This is a genomic window from Amycolatopsis ultiminotia, assembly GCF_039536925.1.
Lineage (GTDB): Bacteria > Actinomycetota > Actinomycetes > Mycobacteriales > Pseudonocardiaceae > Amycolatopsis > Amycolatopsis ultiminotia.
In genome coordinates this window covers 193627-217928 of record NZ_BAAAZN010000016.1, presented here as the reverse complement: position 1 = coordinate 217928, position 24302 = coordinate 193627, and the positions used below count along the sequence as shown (strand labels likewise).

Genomic DNA, 24302 nt, shown 5'->3' with positions numbered 1-24302 from the left:
CCGACGCTGCCGGGCTGATCATCTGGGAGGTGAGTGTGGATTCCATGATCAACCGGGCGCATCAGCACGCAGCCGGGGCGCGCATCGAGAGCGATCTGCAGAAAGAACCACCAGGCGGTATCGGCGAGCCCGAACCGGCCGACCACGCGCTGGGCCGGTCGCGGGGAGGCTTCACGACCAAGCTGCACCTGGCCACCGAACAGGGTCAGAAACCGTTGGCGTTGCTGGTGACCGCCGGTCAACGGGGTGATTCACCGCAGTTCGAGGCGGTGCTGGCCAGGGTCCGGGTCGCCCGGATTGGTGGTGGGCGAGCCCGGAGCAGGCCGGATCGTGTCTTGGCGGACAAGGCCTGCAGTTCCCGCGCCAGCCGGGCCTATCTGCGGCGGCGCGGGATCGCGTGCACGAGCCCGCTGATCAGGTTCGGCATCGCCGCAACCGCGGCCGGGCCGGTGGCCGGGCACCGGCCTTCGACCCAGAGGTCTACAAGCAACGGCACGCGGCCGAGTGCGGCACCAACCGCCTCAAACGCTACCGAGGCGTCGCCACACGGTTCGACACACTCGCCGTCCGCTACGAGGCAACCGTGCACACCGCGGCGATCAACGAGTGGCTACAACACTGAAACAGGACCTAGATCAGGTTGCTCGGCCAGTCCGCGCAGTACGTTCACCACCGCGGCGACGCTCGGCCGGTCTTGGACCGCGGAACGCACGATGGCGACGATGTGCCGTTCGAACGGCTCGGCGAGGGCAAGCACGTCGAAGCGCGACGGGCGCAGCCGAAGCATCAGATCAGTGGTCGGACTGACCCCGATCCCGGCTTCGACGAGCGCGAGCGATGCCGCTGTGTCGGTCACTTCGTGGCGCACCCGCGGCTCGAACCCGGCGCGCCGGCACACTGTGCGGATCGCTTGGCCGTAGTAGCTGGACTCGGGAGGAAGGATCCAATCCAGCGACGCAGTTTCCGGCAGGCTGATCAGCCGTGTGTCCGGCAGCGAGCCGGCAGGCACGGCGAGGGAGAACTTCTCGCGGTACAGCCGGACCAAGCGTAGCGACGGGTCGCGCCGTATGGGCACGTCCGGGTAGTCCAAGCCTACCGCGAGACCCACCGTTCCGGAGGCGACGGCATCGTAGACGTCGTCGACGTCGATTTCGTGGCTTCGCACCGACAAGCGCGGATGGTGCTGGCTCAGCTGGGCCAGCATCAGGGGAAGAATGTCCGCCGCCGCAGTGGCGAACATCGCGACCCGAAGCTCTCCGGCTGCTGCCCGGTCACTTCGCTCCAGCGCGGTGGCCGCCTCGGCCTCGATGTCGAGGATGCGCTCGGCGTGCCCGGCCAGGGTCAACCCAGCCTCGGTCAGTTCGACACGACGGCCCACCCGGCGGGTCAGCGTCGTGCCCGCAGCCCGCTCCAGGGTCGTCAGCTGCTGAGAGACCCCGCCCGGGGAATAGCCGAGGGCCTCGGCGACCGCGCTGATCGTGCCGCGCCTGCGCAGCTCGACCAGGGACCGCAGTTGAACGCTTGTCCACTCCACGACGTGGATTCTGGCAAAAGCAATAGCTCAGCTAAATATTTAGAGGCATTTTTCGTCAATAGACGTGAACCTTCGAGGCGGTGCACCATGAGCCTGTCTCCGGCCGGGGCATCAGCCAGGTCCCGACTTCGCCACTACCGCCGCACGGGTGCCCCTGCTGCGGACCGAAGGAGAAAGCCGTGACCATCCCGTACGCCCGCGCTCTCCCGTCGGTCGCCGAGGTCGTTATCGTCGGCGGCGGTGCCATCGGCACCAGCATCGCCTTCCACTTGGCCGAGGCGGGCGTGACCGACGTCGTGCTCCTCGAACGGGACCGGCTCGGAACCGGTTCCACGTGCAAGGCCGCAGGCGGGGTCCGCGCCCAGTTCTCCGACCAGATCAACATCCAGCTCGGAGCACGCAGCTTGGAGGCGTTCGCCCGCTTCGGACGGCGTCCGGGCCAGGAGATCGATCTGCACCGGGTCGGTTACCTGTTCTTGCTGTCCACTCCGGACGACGTCGAGTCCTTCGAGCGTGATGTCAAGCTGCAGAACGAACTCGGCGTCACCAGCCGGATGATCGACGTGGCCGAGGCCAAGCGGCTGTCCCCGCTGATCCGTACCGACGGTCTTCTGGCCGCGGCCTTCTCGCCGGAGGACGGTCACTGCACGCCCGAGTCGGTGGTGCTCGGCTACGCGAGCGCCGCGCGCCGGCTCGGCGCCCAGCTGCTCACTGGCGTCACTGTCACCGGGATCGACGTGGAGGGCGGCGAAGCGCGGACCGTGCACACCGAACACGGCACGATCACCGCGGGAACTGTCATCTGCGCGGCGGGCGCCTGGTCTCAGCCTCTCGGCGAAATGGCGGGTACCGAGTTGCCGGTCACCCCTGTCCGGCGCCAGATCATCTTCACCGAACCCATGTCCGATCTCGCCCCGCTGGTGCCCTTCACCATCGATTTCGCCACCTCCTACTACTTCCACCGGGAGGGACGCGGACTGCTGATGGGCATGTCGGACCCGGACCAGGTTCCGGGCTACGACCTGCGGTACTCCGAGGAGTGGCTTCCGCGGCTCGGCGACGCGATCGCCGCCCGGACCCCGAGCCTGCTCGACGTCGGCCTGGTGCACGGATGGGCCGGGCTCTACGAGATCACCCCCGACCACAACGCGCTGATCGGCCGCTCGTCGCAGACGCCGAATTTCCTTTACGCCACCGGGTTCTCCGGGCACGGGTTCCTCCAAGCCCCGGCGGTGGGCGAGGTCATCCGCGATCTGTATCTGGACCGCGAGCCGTTCGTCGACACTGCTCCGCTCAGCGTGGAGAGGTTCCGCGACGGGGCCGCGGCCCGTCCCGAGTCCCACATCGTCTGAGCACGCCACCGACCACCTTCAAGGGCCGTTCCGATGGCAGTAGTCGAGCAATGGCAGCTGCGGGCGAGCTTCGCCCGCCGGCTGTCGCAGATGTACGGGCGGGAAGTGCCCGCGTACACACGACCCTGGTCGAAGTGTCGGAGGAGGTGAATCGTGAGGTGGCCGAAAAGGACGATGTGAACGCCGAGCGGCTCGGAACGATTCGCCGCATCACCGCGGAGCGGCACGGGGCCATCCGCGTGGGCACGCCCGGCGAGCTGAGCCAGGTGGCCCGCATCTTCGGAGCCCTCGGCATGCTGGCCGGTGGGTTTCTACGATCTGCGGGAGGCGGCGTCCAGCGCCGTGCCCGTGGTCTCCACGGCCTTCCGGCCGATCGAAGCCGACGAACTCGCCCTGGACCCGTTCCGGGTGTTCACTTCGATGCTCACTCCGGCGGATCCGCGGTTCTTCGACCCGGAACTCCGTGCCCAGCTGGAAGAATTCCTGTCCCGGCGCGAGCTGTCCAGCCCGGAGCTGCTGTCACTGGCCGACCGTGCGGAGAAGGAACCCGAACTGCCCGAGCACGACGCCGAACGATTTCTCGACCTTGCCGTGGGCGCGTTCCGGCTTTCGGGCGAACCTGTCGAGCGGGCATGGTACGAGCGGCTGGAGAAGGTGTCCGCCGTCGCCGCGGACATCGGGGGTGTGCGCAGCACTCACATCAACCACCTGACGCCCCGAGTCCTCGACATCGACGAACTGTATCGACGAACTGTACCGACGAACTGTACCGACGAACTGTACCGGCGGATGTCCGCCCGCGGCATCGAGATGATCGACGCGATCCAAGGTCCGGCGAAATGGGAGGGGCCGGACATCCTGCTGCGCCAGAAGTCTTTCCGGGCTCTGGCCGAACCTCGCACGCTGCGCGAACCGGACGGCCGGGTGACCGGTGGAGCGCTGCGGGTCCGGTTCGGCGAAGTGGAAGCTCGTGGAATCGCGCTGACCCGGCAAGGCCGTGCCGTCTACGACACGCTGCTCGCGCAGGTGGATCGGAACCTGGCAGCCTCGCCCGGCAAGGAGCAAGACGACGCCGCGCGACGGGTCTGCCGGCGACCGAGAGCGGCCTGCTCGCGAGTGACCTCGCCCTCTTCACCTTCCGCGTCCGCGAGGACCGGCCAGGCGGCGTCCCGCCCGGAGACCTCCTCGGGCTCGTCTTCGGCGGATGTTCACGTGTCTGGAACGAAACGTACATTCAGCGGCTCGATCCATCCCACAAAAGATAGCGTCGTCATGGTTTCGTCTGACGTTTTCGAGAAGTTGCTCAAGGAACTCGAAGATTCAATGTCCACCGAGCCTGATCCGAAGAAACGCAAACAAATCGCCAAAATACTAGGAGATTCACGCATGGCAGGGAGGAGTATCGAAATAGGATCAGGTGAGCCCGTGCCAGAAGAAGGTTGAATGGATTTATTAGTCCGCCGCCGCCGCCGCCGCCGCCGTGGCCGAGGCGGCCGGGGCACCCGCCGTCGACAAGAGCTCCGAGGTCTACCGGGAAGCCCGCGCTCTCGTCGAAGCGGTGCTGGACCTCTCACCCCGGCTCGGGCCGGCACTGGTGACCGCGTTCGAGCGAGGGGTGCTGGACGTGCCCTACTGCCTGCACCCGGACAACCGCGGCGCGGCGCGCAGCTGCATCGACGGTGACGGGCGGCTGCGGTGGACGCGGATCGGCGGCCTTCCCATCGCCGGGATTGCCGCTGCCGGGACCGGTTCGCCGATGACCGATTCCGGCCTGCTGGAAGCCCTTTCCTACGTCTCGCGCCGTTCCGACGAAGGCGCCCTCGAACACCACGAATACCGGACCGTCAACACAGGGAGCAGTTTGTGAGCACGACGACCGAGAGCACAGCCGCCATCCGCGAGCCGAGCGGGACGAACGGGATCGGCGTCCCGGACCGCTGGTACAACGTGCTGGCCGACCGCGGTCTGGAGCTGCCGCAGGCACAGCAGGCACCCAACGCGAGCGGCGGCGGGTCGGTTTCGGCCGCGGTGCCCAAGGCCCTGGTCCGGCAGAACCTGCCGATGCGGGCCTGGGAGCCCATTCCGGAGCCGGTCCGGGACGCCTACCGGCAATGGCGGCCGACGCCGTTGATCCGCCTGCGCCGCCTGGAACGGGAACTGGGCACGACGGCGGCGATCTACATGAAGTACGAAGCGGGCAACGTCGCCGGCTCCGCCAAGTACAACACGGCCGTGGCCCAGGCCTACTACTACGCCGAAGCCGGGGTCCAGACCTTGATCACCAGCACGGCCGCGGGCCAGTGGGGCACCGCGATCGCCGCGGCCGCCGCCCGGTTCGGCATGGACTGCGTGGTGCACATGGTGCCCGGCAGCTATGACCGGAAGCCCGGCCGGCGGATCGCGATGGAACTACTCGGCGCGGATGTGCGGCGTGGCACCGAAACCGCGCCAGGACGCTCGACCGCGCTGAGTGACGTGATGAGCGAGGCCATCGAACACGCCGGCCAGACCAAGGCCGCGCGGTGGATCCTCGGCGGCAGCGAACCGTTCGCCATCCTGCACTCGACCGTCATCGGCCAGGAAACCCGCGAACAGCTGCGGGCCGTGGGCGAGGAGCGGGAACCGCTGCTGATCGGCTACCTCGGCGGAGGCAAGAATGTCGGCGGCCTGGGCCTGCCGTATCTGGCCGAAGGCGGCACTGCCCGGCTGGTCGCCGTCGAATCGACCTCGTACCCGGTGCTGACCCGGGGCCGGTTCCGTTACGACGCGACGGATCGGGCCGGGCGCAGCGCGTCGGCGAAGATGTACACCTTGGGCGCTGCGTTCGCCGGAGCGCCCATCCAAGCTGAGAGCATGCGGTACCACGCGGCACCGAAACTGTTCAGTGTCTTGCGTGAGGAGGGCCTCGTGCAGGCAGTCGCCTACGACGAGGGACCGGTCTTCGACAGTGCCAGGCTGCTGTTGCGGACGGAAGGCTTCCTGGCCTCGGCCGAGGCCGCTTACGCCGTCCACGCAGCTTGCGAGCAGGCACGGGATCCCCGGAACGACGGCCAGGCCATCGTGTTCTGCCTGTCTGACCACGGCCACCTCGACACAGACGCGTATCGCGCCTACCTCGACGGGCGGTTGGAGGGCCGCGTGCCGCTCGACAGCGAAATCGAGTAGTGATGGGGTGCGCGGACGCTGTCGAGGTCGCGGATCGGGTCTGGGTGCGTGCGCGTCGGATGTCCCCGCGGTGGCCGCAAACCACCGCGGAATCTTCGGCAGCCGTTCGTGTGGTCCTGCGTGACCTGTTGTGGCTGGTGGCCCCTGGATCGTGCGGTGTGGCACTGGGCCGTTCCCCGGCTGGCGCTCCGTACCTCGTAGGGCGGCCGGGTATCGGGATCAGCCTGTCCCACGACGGGCCGTGGATGACGGCGGCCGTCGCTGTCGGCCGGTCGGTCGGGGTGGATGTGCAGCTGCCGGTGGCGGGCTCCGCGCGACGTCTGGCCCGGCGGTGCCTCGGCGCCCGGGCGTCCCTGCTGGCGGGCCTGCCATCGGCGGTCGCTGACGAAGAGGTCGCCTGGGTGTGGAGTGTCCAGGAGGCCGGTGCGAAGGTCGCCGGCCGGGGCCTGGAATGCCGGCCGTGGACCTTCCCTGTTGCACCGGTGTGCCCGGCCGGAACCTTGCCCGGGGTGCGCTGGCGGCAGCTGCGCGGATCGGCTGCCCTGCCGCTCAGCTGCGCTTGGTCCGCCTGATCTGAGGGCCACCACCGGCAGCGGATAGCGCTTTCCCCGCGGTGAGCGCAGTGAAAGCGTCATCAGCGATAACCAGCCGGCCTCGGGCTGGGTGGGCCGTCAATGTGCCGACGCGCGCAGATCTTCATGGTCGGTAAGGATTTGCCGGTACACCCCAGCCGCGCCCGGCCCGGGATCGGCCCCGTAGGACTCCACCAGCCGCATGCGGAGGTTCTTGTATACATCGCAAGCTTCGGCGCGTCGTCCGCTGCGGTAGAGGGCGATCATCAACTGCTCGAACGCCCGCTCTCTCGGAGGATCCGCTTCACAGCTGACGCGTAATTCGGGAATCAGCTGGCCGCCGAGGCCGAGGCCGAGCTTGGCGTCGATGAGCGCCTCGGACAGCAGTTGGTGCTCTTCGGCCAGCTTCATGACCAACGGAGTGGACCGGGGACTGTCCGGCAGGTCGGCGAGCATCGGCTCGCGCCACAAGCAGGCCGCGCGCTCGAGGAGCGCCTCGGCCTCAAGGAAGTCCTGCCGGCGCAGTGCTTCGTGCCCCCGGCGGGCGAGCTCGCGGAATTCGGCTACGTCCGACTCGCCCTGGCTGGTCTCGACGGTGTACCCCGCAGCCTCCGTCCGGACCCGCTCGGCTCCCGGGCCCAGTGCCCGGCGCAGTGCCGCGACGTGGGTGCGCAGCGTGCTTCCGGAAATCGGCCGGGCCCCGGTGGAAAGCCAATGCCGCAGCACGTCCTCGGATACCGGGCCGTCGTGTATCAGCAGGATCGCCAGCAGATGTCTCACCCGGCCGCGCGGCAGCTGCACCGGACGGCCGTCGTCGCCGGTGACACGCACCGGACCTACCACATGGAACTGCAATTTCCCCCCAAGCTGTACGGCGGCCCCAGCCCGCTCGCGTGCCTTCCACTGGACGCCGTCAGTGGCGAGAACCCCGCGATCCGAAGCTAACAGAAAGCGGATGAACCTCTATCCGGCGAACGGGTGACTGGCTGTGGTGTTGCTTTATAATTTCCCAACCGTTCAAACACTTTGTTACTATTTTATCGAGAGGCGGGAGCGTGATCGCGCGCCAAATCGGACATCGGCGACGATGGCTACCGCTTCGGGCGGGCGGCTTCCATTAATTGGGAAATCCCGATGGTGGCTTGACGGAACGGTTCGTCGCTGTCGGCCAGGCGGGCCAGGGTGTATGCGCCTTGGCGAATGGCCAGAATGGTGACGGCCAGCGCCTGGACATCGGTGTCCGGCCGGAGTTCTCCGCGTTCCACGCCGTCGGTGAGCATCGTTTCCAGGCGGTCCTGGATCCAGGCGTAGGTCTCGGCGATGGGTTTCATAAGGTCGGGATTTCCGGCGACTTCCTCGTCCTGGACGAGCCGGCCGAGCCGGCAGCCGCGTGTGACCACGCCGTCGGGGGCGAGATATGACTGGACTCGGTCCAGCGTCTGCTCGCGGTCGACGAAGCGTTGTTCGACCTCGGTTTTGAGGTCTTCGCCCATCCGGATTTCCGCGGCCAGTGCGAGCCCGGCCTTGCCCTGGAAGAAGTGGTACATGCTGCCCTGTCCCGCGCCCGCGCGCCGCTGCACTTCCGCGGGCGTGGTGCCGGAGTAACCACGCTCCCACAGCAATTCCTGCATGCTCTGAATCAGCAGTTCTCCCTTGCTTGGCCGCTCGCTACCAGCGGCACCGGCGCTGCGATCGGCCTGCACATCCATACCCCAACGCTACCACGTCGTACTTGTAGGTACAGTGTACCTGTGAGTACGCTGTACTCACAGGTACAGACGGGCGGAAGACAGAGACGGCGGGCCGTCGTCAGGAGGAGGAGCCGGATGGGGACCGTCGACCAGGAGCGTGCGGCCGCACCACCCCGGAGCGCACGCGCTGCGACGTATGCGTTGTTTTCGGTGTGCCTGGGCTACTTCATGGTCCTGCTGGACGGCAGTGCGCTGAACATCGCGCTGCCGTCGATCCAGCAGGACATCCAGGGGTCACTGGCCACGCTGCAGTGGCTGGTGAACATCTACACGATTCCGTTGGCCTGCCTGCTGCTTTCGGCGGGTGTGCTGGCGGACCGGGCCGGATCGCGGCGGGTGTTCATGATCGCGTTGGCGGGGTTCGTGCTGATGTCGCTGGCGTGCGCGTTGAGTATCGACGCCCGGATGCTGATCATCTGCCGGGCGTTGCAGGGCATCAGCGCGGCTGGGGTCCTGCCGACCACCCTGGCGATCATCGCCCGGAGCTACCCGGTGCTGGCTGACCGGGCCAAGGCGATCACCGCGTGGGGCGCCACCGGGGGCATTGCCCTGGTCCTCGGCCCGATCGGCGGCGGCTGGCTGACCCAGGCTCTGGGCTGGCGGGCGATCTTCCTGGTGAACGTGCCGGTCGGGCTGCTCGCGCTGTGGCTGTCGTTCCGCTACGCCAAGGAGACCGAGCGACGAGCGGTTGCCTCGTACGACCTGCTCGGCCAGGTGACGGCGATTGCGGGACTCGGTCTGACCGTCGCCGCGTTGATCGAAGGCGGGGCGCGTGGCTGGGACGACCGGATCACTCTGCTGCTCGGCGCGGGCGGGCTGCTCGCGCTCGGATTGTTCGTGTACGTGGAAAACCGGGTGCAGTCGCCGATGCTGCCGCTCCGGATGTTCCGCGCCCCTGCGTTCACCGCGGCGGTGGTGGCGGGATTCGCCTATCAGTTCGGTGCGTTCGGGCTGCAGTTCATCGTGGCCATCTTCGTCGAAGAGGCTTGGGGTTACTCGCCGGTGCGGGCCGGGGTGCTGTTGCTGCCGTTCGCGATCCTGTTGACGATCGGCACCTCTCTGCTCAACCGGCGATGGAAGACACGGGGAATGCGCTGGCTGCTCGTCAACGGCGCGCTGATCGCGACCGCGGGCACCCTGGCGTGCCTGGCCGCGTCGGCTCCGTCGAGCTGGCCGGCCCTGGCGATCGGGTTCGCCTTCACCGGCCTCGGTGGCGGAATCCTGGCGCCCAGCATCAACGGCGCGGCACTGGCCGAAGTGGACAATCAGTTTGCCGGCCTCGCGTCGGGTGTGCTCAACACCTTCCGGCAGATGGGCCTGGCGATCGGCGTGGCCGTGCTGGGCGCGGTGCTCAGCACAGCCGGGCCCGCCACCGGCTTACGCATCGACCTGGTGATCGGAATCGTCTGCTTCCTGGCCGTCGCCGGTCTCGCCGCCCGCTACATCCGCCGCTGACTCCGCCTCTTTCACCATCTCGTGAGCCGCCTTGACCCGGCGTCTCCGCACCTGCCGCTCAACCTGCACACGGTTCACACACTCGTGGCCAGCCGCCCTGCTCTGCTCAGTGAACACTCCGCTGCTCGTGACGCGCTGCCCGCAACGCTAGAGAGCCTCACCTCTGCCGGCATGCTGACCCGTGACGGACGTGACCAGGTCGCCGGGCTTCACTACGCTCTGCGTCTCGCCGATCGATAGGGAGAACACACCTCATGCCAGACGAGTCCACCGCACTCGCCGCGTTCGGCTACGAACTTGGGTTGCTCAAGCGCATCCGGCGCGCAAGCTGGTGGCACGCGGGCGTCCGCGATCCCGAGTCGGTCGCAGAGCACAGCATGCGTGCCGCTCAGGTCGCGGCACTCCTCGCGGCGGAGGAAGGCGCGAGTTCCTGAGCGGGCTGCGTTCCTCGCGCTCTGGCACGACACACAGGAGACTCGGACTGGGGACCTGCCGCACACCGCGGCGAAGTACCTGAGTAAGCCCGAGCCCCGCGAGATCGCCGCCGACCAGACGGCCGCTCGGCCGGGCGCCTCCCGCGACTTGGTCCGGGCTGCGGTCGAGGAGTACGAGACCCGGCAGACCCCTGAGGCGCGGTGCGCGAAGGACGCGGACAAGATCGAAATGCTGCTCCAAGCCGTCGAGTACCGAGACATCGGAGTCGAGCGTGTCGCCGGATGGATCGAGTCGGCACGCACGGGCCTCACGACCGAGACCGCTGAACGTATCGCCGAGGCCGCCGTCACTCTGTCTCCACTGGCCTGGCGGGACCGCTGAGAACCAATCCGCAAACGCAGGGAGCCCGGTTCCCGCTCAGGTGACCGGGCTCGCTGCGATATCTGGCGAAGGTCAGTACGAGCAATCCCAGCCGAACAACGGGGCCACGCTGGCCGGAGCTGTTGCGTTTGCGGTGGTGGCCGTCCGGGCCGGTGACTCGTTGCCGCAGGCCGAGCGCGACGACAGTCGCCCCGGTGAGGTGCGCAATACGCTTGATCATGGTGATGTCGCGGGGTGTGGTGTGTCGGGAAGTCAGATGCGGGCGCCGAGGCGCACCGGCGCTCAGGCGTACGTCACTCGGTGCGCAAAACGGGTATTGGTGTGTTCCCGCGGAACGCGTTCCGTGCCGGCGATTCGGTGATCGTCGTAGAGGATTGCGCATCGATCGGGGCGGCGACGTGAAGGGGTTCCCTGCCCGTCGGTACGCGGTCCTGAGCCGAATCGTCATCGCCGTGGCGACGGTCGGCAGGGTAGTACCCGTTCGCGCGATCGTGGAGGACCCAGGTACACCGGGTACGGGGTGGTCGGACGGTGGACGAAACAAGATGTGTTGCTCGACCCTGACGACGTCGAGGAGGGGAGTGTGGTGCGGTTTCGGCGTTCCCGGCCGGAACGTACGGTCCGGTCGCGGCGCCGCGCTCATCCGGAGATCGTGTCGGTCGAGGTCTTCGTCCAGGCGCAGCTGCTTCCGCGAGCCAAGGGCGGAATCTCGGCCGGAACAGGCGAAAGCGAGCGGGCTGGGCGTGCGGGGAGGTGCGTCTACCTGTGTCGTGGAATGCTTCGGTGCGCGATGTGCGGCCGCAAGATGGAAGGGTCACCGAGGAAGAGCTACATGCTCTACCGGTGCCTCGCCTCGAGCTTGGCGCTGTGGGCGGGCCTGGATCACCCTCGGTCGATCTGCCTACGGGAGGACCGGATTCGGCGTCGGGTCAGCACGGGGTCGGCCGTCTCGTCAGGAAGGGCGCGTTGCCGTCGGGGTCGATCAATCCGCGCGGGGAGGAAGGTCCGGGGGACAGCGGCCGTCTAGTGCTCGCTGAGGCGTGTATCGGCCTGGGGGTGGTGCGGTCCTCGTGGACCGTGGCCCGTGGACGTTGTTGTCGCTTCGGGACTGTTGCGGCGTTCTGGGTGTGGAGGCACCTGCCACCGGGTCTGGTGTCTAGCCCTCCTGCAGTGTTGGTGATTTTGTGCTGCGGAGGTTGGGTCATGAGGGCAACGCCGGAACGTGAACCGGAAGCCGTGGTCCCGGTTGCGGGGGTTGACGGACGGTCCGGGCGGCGCAGGGTCGCGGACTCGGCGTTGGTGCCGCCGGGGCGTCCGGCGCGATGGCAGAGGACGCCGCCGCTTCCGCTGCCTGGGCTGCATAGCTTTCAGCCGGACTCGTCGGTGGTAATGGGTCTCGGCCGGATCGACGGATCGGTTGCCGTGCCGGTGAAAGCTGTACTCCGCGCCCTGGACTGGCAGTCAGGCCGTTCGATCGTCTACCGGGTCGAGGCGGGACTGGTTGTTGTCGTCGCCGATTGCCGCGGTGCGGGGAGCGTGCCGGTCAAGGGGAATCTGGTGGTGCTCTATCCGCAGGAGAAGGTGAACGAGATGGTCGCTGGCTTCCACGATGCGCTGCGAAGGAGTTTGTCCTCGTCGGCGTGATCGCGGGTCTGCGCCGGTGGTGCGGGTGCGAGGGGTGTGGGCACCCGCACTCCGGGTCAGGTCGTGGGTGTGAGTGGGTGGGGTTCGCCGGTGAGGGTGCTGAGTGCGGTGGCGATTTCGGGCGTGTCCAGATGTAGTCGTAGCGGCGCCGGGTGATGGGGGCGCCGTTGGCGTAGCGCAGGAGTTGGTCGTCGCGGTGGCCGGTGCCGCGTTCCTCGGCGTCGGCGAGCAGGTGCCGCATGAGGGTGGGGGAGACCGGTTGCCATCGGGTGGTCTCGTCTTTCTCCCGGAGGTAGATCAGGCATTGGTCGCGGTCGAGGTCGCGTGGGCGGAGTGTGAGGGCTCCGCCGCGGCGGCAGGCGGTTTCTTCGTGTAGCCGGACGATGAGGGCGTCGAGTTCGGGGTTGTCGCCGGTGGTGGAGACGATCTCGTTGAGTTCGGCGATCCGTGCGTCGGGTAGTGCTCGGCGGGTGGATTTGTTGCGTCGTGGTTTGGTGGCGCGGCGGGCGGGGTTGCGGCGTTCGTCGATGGTGCCGTCGGCTTCGGCGTGGCGGTAGAGGCAGCGCATGGCGGCGATGAAGTTTTCCGCGGCGTTGCGGCCTGCGCGGGAGTTGCTGCGCACGAGCGCGGTTGCTTTGACTTTTTCCGACATGGTTTTGATGTCGGAGGCGGTGATCTCGTCGAGTCGCCGCTCGGGCCGTGCGGCGAGTGCTTTCTTCCAGTAGGAACCGTACGAGCGAGCGGTATTGGGGGAGACCAGCTCGGCCACGACGGGAATCCACGCCGCCAATGTCGGGGCTCGCCGGGTGGACTCGGCGGGTCCGTTGGGGGTGCCGGGGTAACGAGGTCGCTGGGGTCAATACCCATCTTGGCGAGCAGTAGCCGTGCCGCGTCGAGTTCGGCAGCGGTGGTTGCAGACTCGCTCATGCGTGTCCACCTCCGGCGAGCTGGGTGTGGAGGTGGGAGAGCATCGCCGCGACCGCGGCAGGAGGGTGCACGAGGAGCGCGTCCTGCGCGGGATCGGCGGCTACCAGGACCCGGCTGCCGGCGTGGAGTCCGCACCGTGCCCGCACGGGTGCGGGTACGACGACGTAGGGCTTGGCGGTCATGGTGAACACACCGTCGGCGCGGCGTTGGTAGACCGCGGAGGTCTCCACGACCGTGATCATCAGACGGTCACCGGGCAACCACCCGAGCGCGGCGACCGCGTTGCGGTCGTGGACGCGTCCGGAGCGGTCCATACCCGCGGTCCCGTAGTACAGCGCCCGGGCGGACACCGTACGCAGCAGGGGAAGAGCCAACGGAGCGGCTGATGCCGCCGGACTAGGTGAGGTGTTGGCAGGCTGGGCGATTTGCCCGGGAGGAGTCAGCGGCGTGATGGCACCGGTCATGACACACCTCCCCGGGAAGGACCTGCAGGGGAGGATGCCGCCGCGCTCAGCCTACCGGCGACCGCAAGCATGTTGAACGACGAAAGACCCACCGTAATGGGTCCGTCACTGACTGGTGCGGGAGATTTACCGCATTTGAGTGTCCGAGGGAGAGTTGCACACTAACCACACGCCTTCGCCTGGCCCCGTGAACGACTAAGCTTTCCCGCAGAAGCTAGCCCGTCGGTTCGGCTGTGGCTTACCGTCGGCGGAAGATGATTCCACGGCCGTAGCGCGCGTTGGTTATCCGAGTGCGCCGAGCCGCTGCAGGCGTGCCAGCGCGGCGGCGGCGTGCTGGCGCAAGGCTTCGTCCAGGTCTTGGCGCTCTGCCGCTGAAGCCTCGGGCGATACGAAGTATTCGTCGACATCGGAGAACAGCTGGTCGAGGACGGCGAACACGTCGTCAGGATGCAGGGCCTCGTCGTTCTTCATCAGGTCGAGGTATTGCTGCTCGAACTGGCCAGCGTCGATCGTGCGGTCGACGAACCGCGCGATCAGCTCGCCGTAGTCGGCAGTGTCGCGCTTGTTCTCTGCGGCAGCGCTCATCTTCACCCTCCACCCAAGGATCCTCGTTCGATCACGTTGCGAAGCTGCTGGACGTTCAGTTTCCAACCCGTCCAGTATGTTCCATCAGGCCTGAGCACCTCGCAGACGCGGGTGTTCTCGTTGTAGATCAGGATCGCGGGCTCCCCGCGGTAGCGGCCGACGTCCGCCGTCTTGATCGAGTTGGCGGAGTCTTCCGCGAACTTCCGCAGTGCGTCCTCGTATGCTTTGGCACCGGCGTTGCTCCAGTTCTGGTCGACGCCGAAGTCCTTCGCGTGTTTGAAGTGGCTCTGCGGCTGGCCTTTCGGATAGTTCGGTTCAGGGACTTCCTGCGCGGCGAGTTCGTCGCTGATTTTTGCCGCGTCGGAGCTTTCGATGTTCGGGTTCGGGGTGCTGCTCATCGCTGTTTGCATGGCGGGCACGACGCCTTGGGTGATGGCGATCGCGCCGCCCGCGGTGATCAGGATGGCTTCGGCTGCGGTGACGACTTCGGCGACCGGTGCGACGAGTGCGCCGGCGGCGTCGACGCCGAAGAGTTCCAGTCCTTCGATGACGGCGGCGATGAGGACGTCGAGGGCGCCGTCGGTGGCGATGCTGCCGATGACGAGGATGACGCCGACGACGGCCATGTCGTCGACGACTTCTTTGATCTTGTCCTTGATTTTCTCCTGGGTGTCCACGTTCCAGACGCGGAAGTCGACCAGGCTTTCGCTCAGCTTCCCAGTACGGCAGGCAGTTCGGCGAGGATCGACCGCGGTCCTGCGGCGCGCTGCCAGAATTGCTCGAGCGCGGTCAGGTCGTCGGAGGTGTTGTTGCCGACCAGGCTTTGCAGTTGGGTGTGGAGGCCGTTGACGAGGTCCTGTACTGCTCCGCCCGCGTTGCGGCATGCTGTCGCAGCGTCGTCGAGCCGGTTGGTGTCTGCGGTGGGGATGTATTTTTCCAGGAAGCCGGGCATCCACCAGGGCGAGTCGCCGGTGAGGACCGTGAAGTCGGTGTTCCCCGGCCATTGTTGCGGTGTCAGCGGTGCGCGTGGTGGTCCGCCCTGGTTGCCGGGGACGCTCGACTGGTCGGCGCCGACGTGGTTGAGGGCGGAGACATCGATGCCCTTGCCGATCGAGCCGAGAAGGTCGAAGGCGGTGCGGAAGCCGTCGTTGACGATCGAGTCCATCGCGGCTGCCCAGCCGTTCTGGTACTGGTGGGCGCCCTCGCACGCCCCTGCGGCGCCGGAGGCGGCGTCGAGAGCGTTGAGGAAGTTCTGCCGGATCTGTTCCAGTCCGCCTTGGGCGTCGACGAAGCGCTGCGCCACGGAGTGGAAGTCGGGGGGCGCGATGCTGACCGGTGTCGTCGGCGCGGCTTGAGCGGCTGCCGCGGGCGGCATCAGGACGCCCGCCAGATCGAAATGTTGGCGTGCACTGCCCGCGCGTGGTTGTCGTGGGTGTTCAGGACGACCTCTCGTACCCAGTGCAGCTGGTCGCGAAGCTCGCGACCGGAACGCGACCATTCGTCGATCGCGTCGTGGAAGCGGTCGTGCGCTTCGCCGTGCCAGCTCCGCCCGAGGTCGCGCACGAGTTCCTCGACGCCGTCAAGGTGCTCGGTCGTCGCATCGATGTGCCTGGCGATCGAATCGGCGAGATTGCGGAGCACGGCGAAGTCCACCGTCAGCTGATCCACTGGCCTCTCCCTCGGAAGGTCCGCACCTTCTCCCCGACGCCAGGCTAAACCAGCGAAGGGCCAGCTGTGATGCTTTTCCGTAGTCAGTCCATAACGCCCGGTATTGTCCGGTTTCTCAGCCAAGGTGGCCTCGGCGTTCCTGAGCTGGTTGCGCCGGCGCCGTGGCGCCGTGCTACCCGACCACTCGTGTGCATCTGGGGATTGGCCAGGGCATGGTGCACGGGGTTCGCCTGCGTCACGGCCGGGCCGAGTGATGTCGCAACCGGTTCGTCCGTATGCCCGGCTTCGCTCACATGGTGCACGCGGTTGAGCACGCCCGGCGCACCTTCGCCACGTCCGAAGGCGGCCCGCTGCCCGCCGAGCTGGACGAGAAGCCGAACACCGTGGGCGAGTGCGCGCTCGGAGGGACCGTGGAAGCGTTCACGGTGGGGCGCACTCCAAGCACGACCCGCTCACCGGCGAGCTGCGAAGGCAATGCGGTCACCCCAGGCTGGGGGCGGTCCGTCGGACGGCCCGCCCCCAGTACAGCTTCCGTGCGAGGAGGAATCGCGCCTGCCGCGGGTCTGGTCAGCGCTGGCGGCGTGCCCACGGACCGGTCGGATCCGAGGCACTTCGCCGCGCAGTGTCTCCAGGCCGGGTCCGGCGGAGGTCGTTGGCCGTTCCGCTGAACACCGGCCACTACATGTCCACAGTGTCCTCATCGGCCGTGCCGCCGCCGGCTTTGCGCTGCGCATTCGGATGAACCATGTCGCGGAAGTGCTGCAGCGCGAGTCCTCAGAGTGCTGACCTGGGGCGGAAGCGCCGTGTGAGCCGAGTTCTATCGCCCCACGATCGGCGGCTAGACATTGCACACTCTGTGTACTCGACTTTAAACAACGGGTAGTAGGGGGTGTGATGGGAGCACTGTACATGCCGATTCTGAAGGGCAAGGGCGGCGAGTTCGAGGCACTTGCCCATATGGCCCGAAGTACGGCGAGTTCAGTCACGCCGCTGATCGAAGCGGTGCCAAAGTCCAGCGCTACAGAACTTGACGTGTCCTGGTTCGTCCGTGAAATCAGGACCGTTTGGCCGCTTAGCGAGATGGTGGTCATCGATCTCTGCCATCTTGGCGCCGCCGGTCAGCCAGCGTTGTGGGAAGAGGTGCTCAGCGAGGCTCGGCACTACCAGGCCAAGGTCGTTCCTGCCGTGCATTTCGATGACGAAGCATCAGTTGTGGAGTTGCTGGCTCGGGCATTGGCGGTGGACAGACGTGGCTGCTGCTTGCGCGTGGACGCGGCGGACCTGCTCGCTGACCTGCGCATCGAGCCCGATGAAGCGGACTTGGTCCTTGACTTCGGCGCGCTGAGCGACGACCAGACCGTCTCACACGCAATCGAACGAGCCATCGAACATCTAGAGCGGCTTCCGCGGCTGGAGCGGTGGCGTTCTGTCGTGGTCGCCGGCGGAGCTTTTCCCGAGAACCTGTCGAAGGTGGATTCGTGGTCGCTGACGTCGTTGCCCAGGCGGGAAGCCGACCTGTGGGCAGGCTTGGCATCGCGGAAGAGTTTCTTTCGTCAGCAGCCTATTTTTGGCGACTATGGCGTCGCCTACCCGCCGCACACTCGCCCAGTTCGGGCCAATCCTCCGCCGAATATCCGCTACGCAGTAGATGGTCACTGGATGGTTTTGCGTGGCAGGAAAAACGATCCGCGAGGAAACGAGCAGTATCGCGAGATCTGCCGGGTCATGTCTCAGCTACCGGATTTCGGGGGCGCAGGACTGAGCTGGGGCGATGTGTGCATCGCCAAGGTCGTCGCCAACGAGATAGGCCCGGGTAATCCTAAAAAATGGCGGGCGTACGGGACGAGTCATCACCTCGAATACGTCACGAGCAGGCTTGCCAGTCTGGGCGCGCCATGATTGCAGCGTGCACGGTTCGCTGAATGTCATCGATCGACATCGTGTCCGCCATGCGCTCCCAGAGCCGGAAGCGAGTCGCCGAAGAGAGCCCCCGATGGAGGCCGCGCAGGCGCAAGGCGGCCATAGCCTCGTCGCGCCAGAGCAACTGAGCGACGGTGTAGGGGTCGGGGGACGGATTGCGTAATGCCCCACGTATCGGCTGGAAGGTAATCTGGCCGTCGCGGTCGTCGGCTACCCAGATGCCCCACCAGGCGGGCAGCATGGCTGATGCCTTGGCTTCGTGACGAGGTCCGCAGACTAGGGTGGCAAAGTCGAGGACCTGGCTGTATCGATCGATCTGGCCTGGCAGCCGGTCAAGCCTGTCGCGGTCACTCTTGATCTCGAACCCGGCGAGAGTATGCCCGATGACCGCGATATCGACTCGGGTGTCTCCCAGGCACAGCCCGAGTTCGTCGCGGATGATCGCACCGCTTAGCGTTGCCGACTCGAGGTGCGCGCGCAAAGCAGTCCGGATGTCGCGGTCGTTCACTTGAGCACCATACGTCACATCTGCTCAGCCCAGCCGCGGGCCGACTACTACCTGAACGCTCCAGGAGCTCGACCCGCGGCAGTGGCGCGGCCAACTCGGGCCTCCGAACGCCAGCTGGACCGACAAAGCCTCCCCCTGTCCTTCCGTATACGACCAGCCGGACGGTCTGCGGCCAAGTGCTATCGGGACGCTCGCGGCGAGGCTCACGGACACGGACCAGGCGGCAGTCGTAGCTCGATTAACCCATCAGGTTCGTCGTTGGCCTGGCAAGAGGTGACCGACCTCGTTCCACTCGGCAGGTCAGACGATCGGTTTCCCCACGGAGCAGCAAAGGCCGGTGGCTCTGATCCTCACAAGGATCAGAGCCACCGGCATCGAGACACGGGTTCAAGTCCAGAGGGACTTGAACCCCCACGTGCCCGAGGGGGGACTCGAACCCGGAATTGTCGCATCCATGCGCAGGATGCGTGTTCATGCGACGAATTGTAGCTGTGTTCGGCGACGACGCAATCGTGTCTTCGGCCGGGTTGAGCATGGGGCGAGATGTCCATTGTGTTCGTGCAAGTTTCCCCGGCTGCTGGTCGTCAGCCGTCGGTGTGCGGGCGCGGGCGGGGAGCGCCTGTGGAGGCGGATGGGGGTCGGGGCGCAGCCGTGGTTCGATCGGGTTGCGCTACGGGCGTGCCGAGGGGGCAGTGCCTGAGGTCGGCTCGGCTGCAGGCACGTCGGTCGGTCTGGTTGGTCGGCCCGGTGCCGGAGTGACCGCACATCGTCTGGAAGCTCGCTACCTGGACATGACGCCGACTCTGCCCGGCCTGATCGTCGAGCTCGCCCGTGCCTCCGCCCAGGGCACAGGCGAGTCCCGTCGTCACGCCAACGGCCCGCTGACCCTGGCGTACCGCGCAGCGGACGGCATGGCGTACAAGTACGGCTTCCAGGATCTCTCCGCGCGCATGATCGACCGGATGCGCGCCGCCGCGCTGAAGGCGGAGGATCCGCTGCTCGTCGCTGCTGTGGCGTATGTGCGGACCGAGACGTTCTTCGCGACCCGGGACCTCGAAACTGCGACCGGAGCCTTGGTCAGGGCAGCCGACACTCTGCGTGAAGCCGGACCTACTGGCGTGCCGGGTATCGCCGCGGATGGCGCGCTCCACATGCGTGCGGCTGTCGTCAACGGGCGAGCAGGCAGGTCCGACTCGGCATGGAACCACCTCGCCGAAGCACGGCGGGCAGCCGCGCGTGTGCGTGACGGCGTGTACTTCGGCACTGTGTTCGGGCTGTCCTCGGTCGGGATCCACGACCTCGCTGTCGCGACCGAGCTGAAGGAGAGCGGCACTGCTGTGGAACGGGCCGGATCTTGGACCCCTCCCGTCCGCCGCCCGGCTGAACGACGATCGCACTACTACATCGAGCTAGCCGGAGCACAGCTCGACATCGGGCTTCACGAGGACTTCTGCCGATCGGTGGAGCTTGCTCGGGAGATTGCACCGCAGCACACACTGGAACATCCCGGGGCGCGGTCTCTGGTCAAGCTGGTGCAGAGCCATCCGCGTCCGAGCGCGAATGCGCTCGCCCTCGCGGACTGGGCCCACGTCCTCTGAGTTCCGACGGCTCTCACCCGGCAAGAAGCACCGGCAGTTCGTCGAGAGAGCTGATGACCCAGTCTGCATGCTGGCACGTTGTGGGGTCGTCAGCCCAGAGATGTCCCCACGGACCGCGCCGGATCAATGCAGTGCGCAGGTCCGCCGCCTTCGCGGGCACGACGTCGTTGTCACGGTGGTCGCCCGCGTAGACAATCTCGTCAGGCGCGCCGGGGGCCAACTCCGCGAGCCTCTCGAAGAAGCGCGGATCCGGCTTCGCCACTCGCCCGACGTGGCAATGTGGTCGACCGGCAGCTGCAAGGCCCGCAAGAGGCCACCGGCACGGACGGTCTGGTTCCCGGCGATGCCCAGCCAGAGCCCGAGTTCGCGAAGAGCGCAGAGCGCGGACCGCACGTCGGAATACAGATCGCTCTCATCGATCTGCTGACCGCAGCCGGTCTCTTCGCGCAGCTCCCGCTCGCGCGCGAGATCGAAACCGGGACGGAAGTACTCGAAGGTCTCGGCGTTGTCCCGGCCCGCCACTGTGACCGCACCGAGCACCGCGGAGAAAGTATGACGGCGCACATTGAGCCAGTCGGCCCACGCACCCCATTCGCGCGAGTCGTCGAGCAACGTTTCGCCGACATCGAACACCACGGAAGTGACCATGTACTACTCCTACGCCGTAATCGCCCCAGACATTCTGCCGGGCGGGGTCCTTCCTCGCGAAGCCCCTGCGGCGGAGGTCTGATGGTCGCTGACCTGCGAGGAATGACGCAATGCCACGGTGCAGGCGGCACGATCGTTTGGGCGAGCTGAGCACGGGGCCGCTCGAGGCTACAGTCCGCGGAGGCGAGTGACAGAGCTACGGCGATGCTGCATCCGCCGCAGCGCAAGGGCCTGAACGCCTCGTACGGAGGCGGAACCTGATCAATCGCGGCGCGCCCGTGCACCTGACCGCGGCTGTCGCGCGCAGCCGGAATTCCTACCCGCTCAGCCATCGCCCCCCTAGGCGCCGACTCGCCAATTGACATCGACACTAACTGGGATAAACACTCACGAGGCCTGTTAGACGTCCCGCCGGCGCAGTGTCAGGTAGCCGCCTAGCACGGCTGCCACAGCCCAGCACAGTGCGATGACGATCGCCCCCGGCCTGCCGTAGTACTCGTTGGGAATCCCGGACATCAGCACCGATCCGGCCTTGCCCTGCAACATCGCGCCGACCACCTTCAGCCCCACCGAGGGCAGCAGGGACGGCAGGATCAGCAGCAGGACGAACGCGGCCACGGTGGCGCTCGCCGCGCTGCGCAGCATCGTGGCCAGCCCGAGGCAGAACACCCCGACCATCGGGAGGTAGAGGGCGATGCCGAGGACGACCTCGGTCGCGTAGGACAGGGGGTAGGGCTCGCCGAACTCGCCGAGCCCGATGATCGCCCCGCCGATTCCGACCACGCCGACCGCCAGGCCGACGAGGAACAGGATCGGCACCAGGACCAGGACCTTCGACATCAGCATGCGCCCTCGGTTGGGCACCCACTGCAGGGTCGTGCGAATGCTCCCGGTGCTGTACTCGCCGGCGATCATCAGCACCGCGAGGATCACCGCCGCCCACTGCACCAGGAAGTCCGCGGTCTGCGCCGCCACGTACGGCGCCGAACTGGAGAAGGCGTCCGCGCCACCCGCCGCGTGCTGTGACCTCGTCGACACCGACGCGACGATGACACCCGCGGCGAGCAGGGCGAACGCGACGCCGAGGGTCCACCAGGACGAGCGCAGGGTGCGGAACTTCGTCCACTCGCTGCGCACGGCCCCGAGCAGGCCCGCCTTGCCTCGTCCGGTGTCCGCGCGGCCGGCGGCCACTTCGTGCGCGACCGTCATGACTGCCCCACCTTCGCCTTCTGTTCCATCAGCGCCCCGGCTTCGGGGACCCGCTCGACCGGTGCGGCGTACTCGGCCGCTCCCGCTGTCAGCTCCATGTACACGTTCTCCAGCGAGGCTTCTGAGCTCTGCAAGCGGTGCACCGGCACGCGATGGCGGAAGCACGCGTCGCCGACTTGCTCCGGTGCAGCGCCGCGGACCACCAGTTCGTAAGGCGAGGGACGGCGGACGTCGTGGAACGCCGCGCGCAACTGCTCGGCGACGGCGCCGAGCCCGCGCGTCTCCGGGCTGCGCACGGTGACGGTGTTGCCCTCGTTGTTCCTGATCAGGTCGGCCATCGAGGTGTCCGCGATCAGCTCGCCCCGGCCGATGATCACCAGGTGGTCGGCGGTCAGCTGCATCTCGCTCATCAGATGGCTGGACAGCAGCACGGTCCGGCCTTGCCCCGGCCATCGCGCGAACCAGCTCGCGCACCCAGCGCACCCCGTCCGGGTCGAGACCGTTCACCGGCTCGTCGAACATCAGCACCTCGGGATCGCCGAGCAGCGCGCCGGCGATCCCGAGCCGCTGGCTCATGCCCAGCGAGAACTCGCCCGCGGGCTTGCCCGCGACCTCGGTCAGGTGCACCTCGTCCACCCGGCGAGCGGGAATGCCGTGGCTGTGCGCTTGGGCCAGCAGGTGATTGCGGGCCGAACGCCTCGGGTGCAGCGATTTGGCCTCCAGCAGCGCGCCGACCTTGCGCAGCGGGTCCTTCAGCTCGCGGTAGGGCTTGCCGTCGACGAGGGCGGAGCCCGACGTGGGGCTGTCCAGCCCGAGGAGCATCCGCATCGTGGTCGACTTCCCGGCGCCGTTGGGGCCGAGGAAGCCGGTGACCTTGCCGGCTTGCACGGTGAAGCTCAGGTCGTTGACGGCGACCCGGTCACCGAAATGCTTGGTGAGTCGTTGAATGGAGATCATGGTCGTCCTTCGGTCGCATGCGAGCGCAGGGGGCAGACGGCACGCCGTTCCCGTTGCTGCCGCAGCTGGTCCTCGACGTGGTGCCGGAAATGCCCTGCGGTGAGGGAGACATCCGGGTCCAGTGCGCTGTCCGGGAAGCGGACGCCCAGCTGTTTCTCCAGCCGCAGCACCAGTTCCACCACGCCGATCGAGTCCAGGCCCGCTTCGGAGAGGTCTTGGTCGTCGTCGATCGTGGGCTCGTCGGCCAGCGCGGGGATCAGATCCCGCATGATCCGGTCGAAATTCGCCCTCTGGTCGGTTGAGCGCATAGGCCACCTCCACAGTGGACGCGGCACCGGCTCGGTGCCACGGAGGTGCGGCCCTGGAATCGGAGTCAGACCCGGATTCCAGGGCGACGTACGGTCACCGGTGATCGCGGCTGCGCGGGTCGAAACCGGGCCGCGGCTCGGCGCGGCCGTCCGAGGGCCAGGCGGTCTGTCCCCGGTCCGGCGGCGTCTGGCGGGACTGCGGGGGGCCAGACCTGCGGGGCTGGTCGCCGTAGCCGTGGTCGGCGGGCCGGTTCTGCCGCGGGTGCCGCATCGGTTCTTGAACGTTCGGCGCCTGCCGCGGCGCGGGGCGCCCCTGCGGCTGCATCGGCTGGCCCTGCCGTGGCCTCCGCAGCTGCTCCGTGGGCTGCTCGGCCGGGTTCGCGACGCGCCGGGCCGAGGGAGCCCTGGCGGCAGCACGCTCGCTCGGTTCCGCCTGGGCCGGGGCCTCGGCCGTGAGCAGCTTGCCCACCAGGGGGTGGCCGGTGAACCGCTCCACGAGGCCGGTCATCACGCCGGTCGAGAAGTACACGGCCGCCGCCGCGACCACCGCGCCGAGCAAGAGCCCGACGAGCACGTCGTGCGGGTAGTGCACACCGACGAAGACCCGGGAGAAGGTCATCAGCAGCGCGATGGCGATCACCCACGGCATCAGCTTGCGCCAGGCGAAGATCAGCCCGACCGCGCCGGCGGCCGCGATCGTGGCGTGGTTGCTCGGCATCGACCAGTCGCCGACCTCCGGGCACTCCACCACCGTGGCGGTGCCGGGCAGTCCCCGGCACGGGCGGTCTTCGCTGACGAGGGTCTTGACCACTTCGCTGATGATGTAGGCGACGCCGGTGGCCAGCGGAGCGAGGATGGCCAGCGCAACCTCCCGCGGATTGCCGGGACCGCGGCCGCGGGCACGCCACCAGGTCACGAGGTACAGCACGGCGATGATCAGCAGACCCGCCTTGGTGAACGCCGCGCCGAGGCTTTGCATCCACGACGGCGTGCTCGCCGCGAACTTGATGACGGCGTCGTACAGGCCGTTGCCGGTGCCCGCGCCGATCGCGTCCGGATCGGCGGCGGCGTAGGCCGGAGCCGCGCCCAGCACACCGATCGCGGCGGCGATCCCGCCGGCCGCACCCACCTTCTTGATCATCGCTGTCCTTCCCCGTTCGGCTCGCGGTGTTCGCCGCGCTGCCTGGCTTTCATGATCACCACGGTAGGTAACCGAACGGG

The 24302-nt window shown here is 67.6% G+C and carries 20 protein-coding genes and 5 pseudogenes; 10 read left to right on the top strand and 15 right to left on the bottom strand.

Annotated features, from left to right (window positions below; translation table 11 throughout):
* Positions 1–44: 44 nt before the first annotated feature.
* Positions 45–716 (top strand): annotated as a pseudogene (locus ABD793_RS42840) (transposase); the annotation flags it as partial.
* Here the strand turns inward: ABD793_RS42840 and ABD793_RS31335 are convergent.
* Positions 611–1534: a LysR family transcriptional regulator gene (locus ABD793_RS31335; RefSeq protein ID WP_344866558.1), complete on the bottom strand. Its 924-nt coding sequence runs from the start codon at positions 1532–1534 to the stop codon at positions 611–613. The pseudogene ABD793_RS42840 and the gene ABD793_RS31335 sit on opposite strands and share 106 nt — an antisense overlap.
* Before the next feature lie 179 nt (positions 1535–1713).
* Between ABD793_RS31335 and ABD793_RS31330 the strand changes: the two genes are divergently transcribed.
* The 5 genes and pseudogenes from ABD793_RS31330 (at position 1714) to ABD793_RS31315 (ending at position 6051) form a co-directional block, all read left to right on the top strand.
* The gene (locus ABD793_RS31330) at positions 1714–2886 is read left to right on the top strand and encodes an NAD(P)/FAD-dependent oxidoreductase (RefSeq protein WP_344866556.1); all 1173 of its coding nucleotides are present in this window, start codon (positions 1714–1716) and stop codon (positions 2884–2886) included.
* Between the two features lie 50 nt (positions 2887–2936).
* Positions 2937–3134: pseudogene (locus ABD793_RS42835) on the top strand (2-oxoadipate dioxygenase/decarboxylase family protein); the annotation flags it as partial.
* A gap of 55 nt (positions 3135–3189) precedes the next feature.
* A complete protein-coding gene (locus tag ABD793_RS31325; protein WP_344866554.1) occupies positions 3190–4329 on the top strand; it encodes a 2-oxoadipate dioxygenase/decarboxylase family protein in 1140 nt (379 codons plus the stop codon).
* A gap of 37 nt (positions 4330–4366) precedes the next feature.
* Complete coding sequence (locus ABD793_RS31320) at positions 4367–4753, top strand: hypothetical protein (RefSeq protein ID WP_344866552.1); 387 nt, start codon at positions 4367–4369, stop codon at positions 4751–4753.
* A complete protein-coding gene (locus tag ABD793_RS31315; RefSeq protein WP_344866550.1) occupies positions 4750–6051 on the top strand; it encodes a TrpB-like pyridoxal phosphate-dependent enzyme in 1302 nt (433 codons plus the stop codon). Before ABD793_RS31320 ends, ABD793_RS31315 begins: the two co-directional genes overlap by 4 nt.
* 671 nt (positions 6052–6722) lie before the next feature.
* On the opposite strand, the gene ABD793_RS31310 is transcribed toward ABD793_RS31315, so the two are convergent.
* Both ABD793_RS31310 and ABD793_RS31305 read right to left on the bottom strand, forming a co-directional pair.
* Complete coding sequence (locus tag ABD793_RS31310; protein ID WP_344866548.1) at positions 6723–7424, bottom strand: AfsR/SARP family transcriptional regulator; 702 nt, start codon at positions 7422–7424, stop codon at positions 6723–6725.
* Positions 7425–7714: 290 nt separating this feature from the next.
* Positions 7715–8332, bottom strand: a complete 618-nt coding sequence (locus ABD793_RS31305) for a TetR/AcrR family transcriptional regulator (RefSeq protein WP_344866546.1) — start codon at positions 8330–8332, stop codon at positions 7715–7717.
* Between the two features lie 117 nt (positions 8333–8449).
* Here ABD793_RS31305 and ABD793_RS31300 point away from each other — a divergent pair, with 117 nt between their 5' ends.
* Complete coding sequence (locus ABD793_RS31300; RefSeq protein ID WP_344866544.1) at positions 8450–9829, top strand: MFS transporter; 1380 nt, start codon at positions 8450–8452, stop codon at positions 9827–9829.
* Between the two features lie 254 nt (positions 9830–10083).
* Positions 10084–10645: pseudogene (locus tag ABD793_RS31295) on the top strand (HD domain-containing protein).
* 1543 nt (positions 10646–12188) lie between these two features.
* Here ABD793_RS31295 and ABD793_RS31290 read toward each other — a convergent pair.
* The 6 genes from ABD793_RS31290 to ABD793_RS31265 form a co-directional block, all read right to left on the bottom strand.
* A complete protein-coding gene (locus ABD793_RS31290; RefSeq protein ID WP_344866542.1) occupies positions 12189–13058 on the bottom strand; it encodes a tyrosine-type recombinase/integrase in 870 nt (289 codons plus the stop codon).
* 154 nt (positions 13059–13212) lie between these two features.
* Positions 13213–13680, bottom strand: coding sequence for a hypothetical protein (locus ABD793_RS31285; protein ID WP_344866540.1), 468 nt, complete (start codon positions 13678–13680; stop codon positions 13213–13215).
* Positions 13681–13962: 282 nt separating this feature from the next.
* A complete protein-coding gene (locus ABD793_RS31280) occupies positions 13963–14265 on the bottom strand; it encodes a colicin immunity domain-containing protein (RefSeq protein ID WP_344866538.1) in 303 nt (100 codons plus the stop codon).
* Positions 14266–14267: 2 nt separating this feature from the next.
* On the bottom strand, positions 14268–14942 hold the full coding sequence (locus tag ABD793_RS31275; RefSeq protein ID WP_344866536.1) for a colicin D domain-containing protein: 675 nt from the start codon (positions 14940–14942) through the stop codon (positions 14268–14270).
* Between the two features lie 32 nt (positions 14943–14974).
* A complete protein-coding gene (locus ABD793_RS31270) occupies positions 14975–15568 on the bottom strand; it encodes a hypothetical protein (protein WP_344866534.1) in 594 nt (197 codons plus the stop codon).
* 71 nt (positions 15569–15639) lie between these two features.
* Positions 15640–15933, bottom strand: coding sequence for a WXG100 family type VII secretion target (locus tag ABD793_RS31265; protein ID WP_344866532.1), 294 nt, complete (start codon positions 15931–15933; stop codon positions 15640–15642).
* A gap of 909 nt (positions 15934–16842) precedes the next feature.
* On the opposite strand from ABD793_RS31265, the gene ABD793_RS31260 reads away from it, so the two are divergent.
* The gene (locus tag ABD793_RS31260) at positions 16843–17832 is read left to right on the top strand and encodes a beta family protein (RefSeq protein ID WP_344866531.1); all 990 of its coding nucleotides are present in this window, start codon (positions 16843–16845) and stop codon (positions 17830–17832) included.
* Here the strand turns inward: ABD793_RS31260 and ABD793_RS31255 are convergent.
* Entirely contained in the window at positions 17798–18361 is a 564-nt protein-coding gene (locus ABD793_RS31255) for a sce7726 family protein (RefSeq protein ID WP_344866529.1), read from the bottom strand. The genes ABD793_RS31260 and ABD793_RS31255 overlap by 35 nt on opposite strands.
* A 755-nt stretch (positions 18362–19116) precedes the next feature.
* Between ABD793_RS31255 and ABD793_RS31250 the strand changes: the two genes are divergently transcribed.
* Positions 19117–19959: a hypothetical protein gene (locus ABD793_RS31250; RefSeq protein WP_344866527.1), complete on the top strand. Its 843-nt coding sequence runs from the start codon at positions 19117–19119 to the stop codon at positions 19957–19959.
* 13 nt (positions 19960–19972) lie between these two features.
* Here ABD793_RS31250 and ABD793_RS31245 read toward each other — a convergent pair.
* The 5 genes and pseudogenes from ABD793_RS31245 to ABD793_RS31225 form a co-directional block, all read right to left on the bottom strand.
* Positions 19973–20607, bottom strand: a pseudogene (locus ABD793_RS31245) (HAD family hydrolase).
* Positions 20608–21006: 399 nt separating this feature from the next.
* Entirely contained in the window at positions 21007–21816 is an 810-nt protein-coding gene (locus ABD793_RS31240) for an ABC transporter permease (RefSeq protein ID WP_344866525.1), read from the bottom strand.
* Positions 21813–22773 (bottom strand): annotated as a pseudogene (locus ABD793_RS31235) (ABC transporter ATP-binding protein). The gene ABD793_RS31240 and the pseudogene ABD793_RS31235 overlap by 4 nt, the downstream one beginning before the upstream one ends.
* On the bottom strand, positions 22770–23081 hold the full coding sequence (locus tag ABD793_RS31230) for an acyl carrier protein (protein WP_344866523.1): 312 nt from the start codon (positions 23079–23081) through the stop codon (positions 22770–22772). Before ABD793_RS31230 ends, ABD793_RS31235 begins: the two are co-directional and overlap by 4 nt.
* A gap of 94 nt (positions 23082–23175) precedes the next feature.
* Positions 23176–24222, bottom strand: coding sequence for a phosphatase PAP2 family protein (locus ABD793_RS31225; protein WP_246458781.1), 1047 nt, complete (start codon positions 24220–24222; stop codon positions 23176–23178).
* Between the last annotated feature and the right edge of the window lie 80 nt (positions 24223–24302).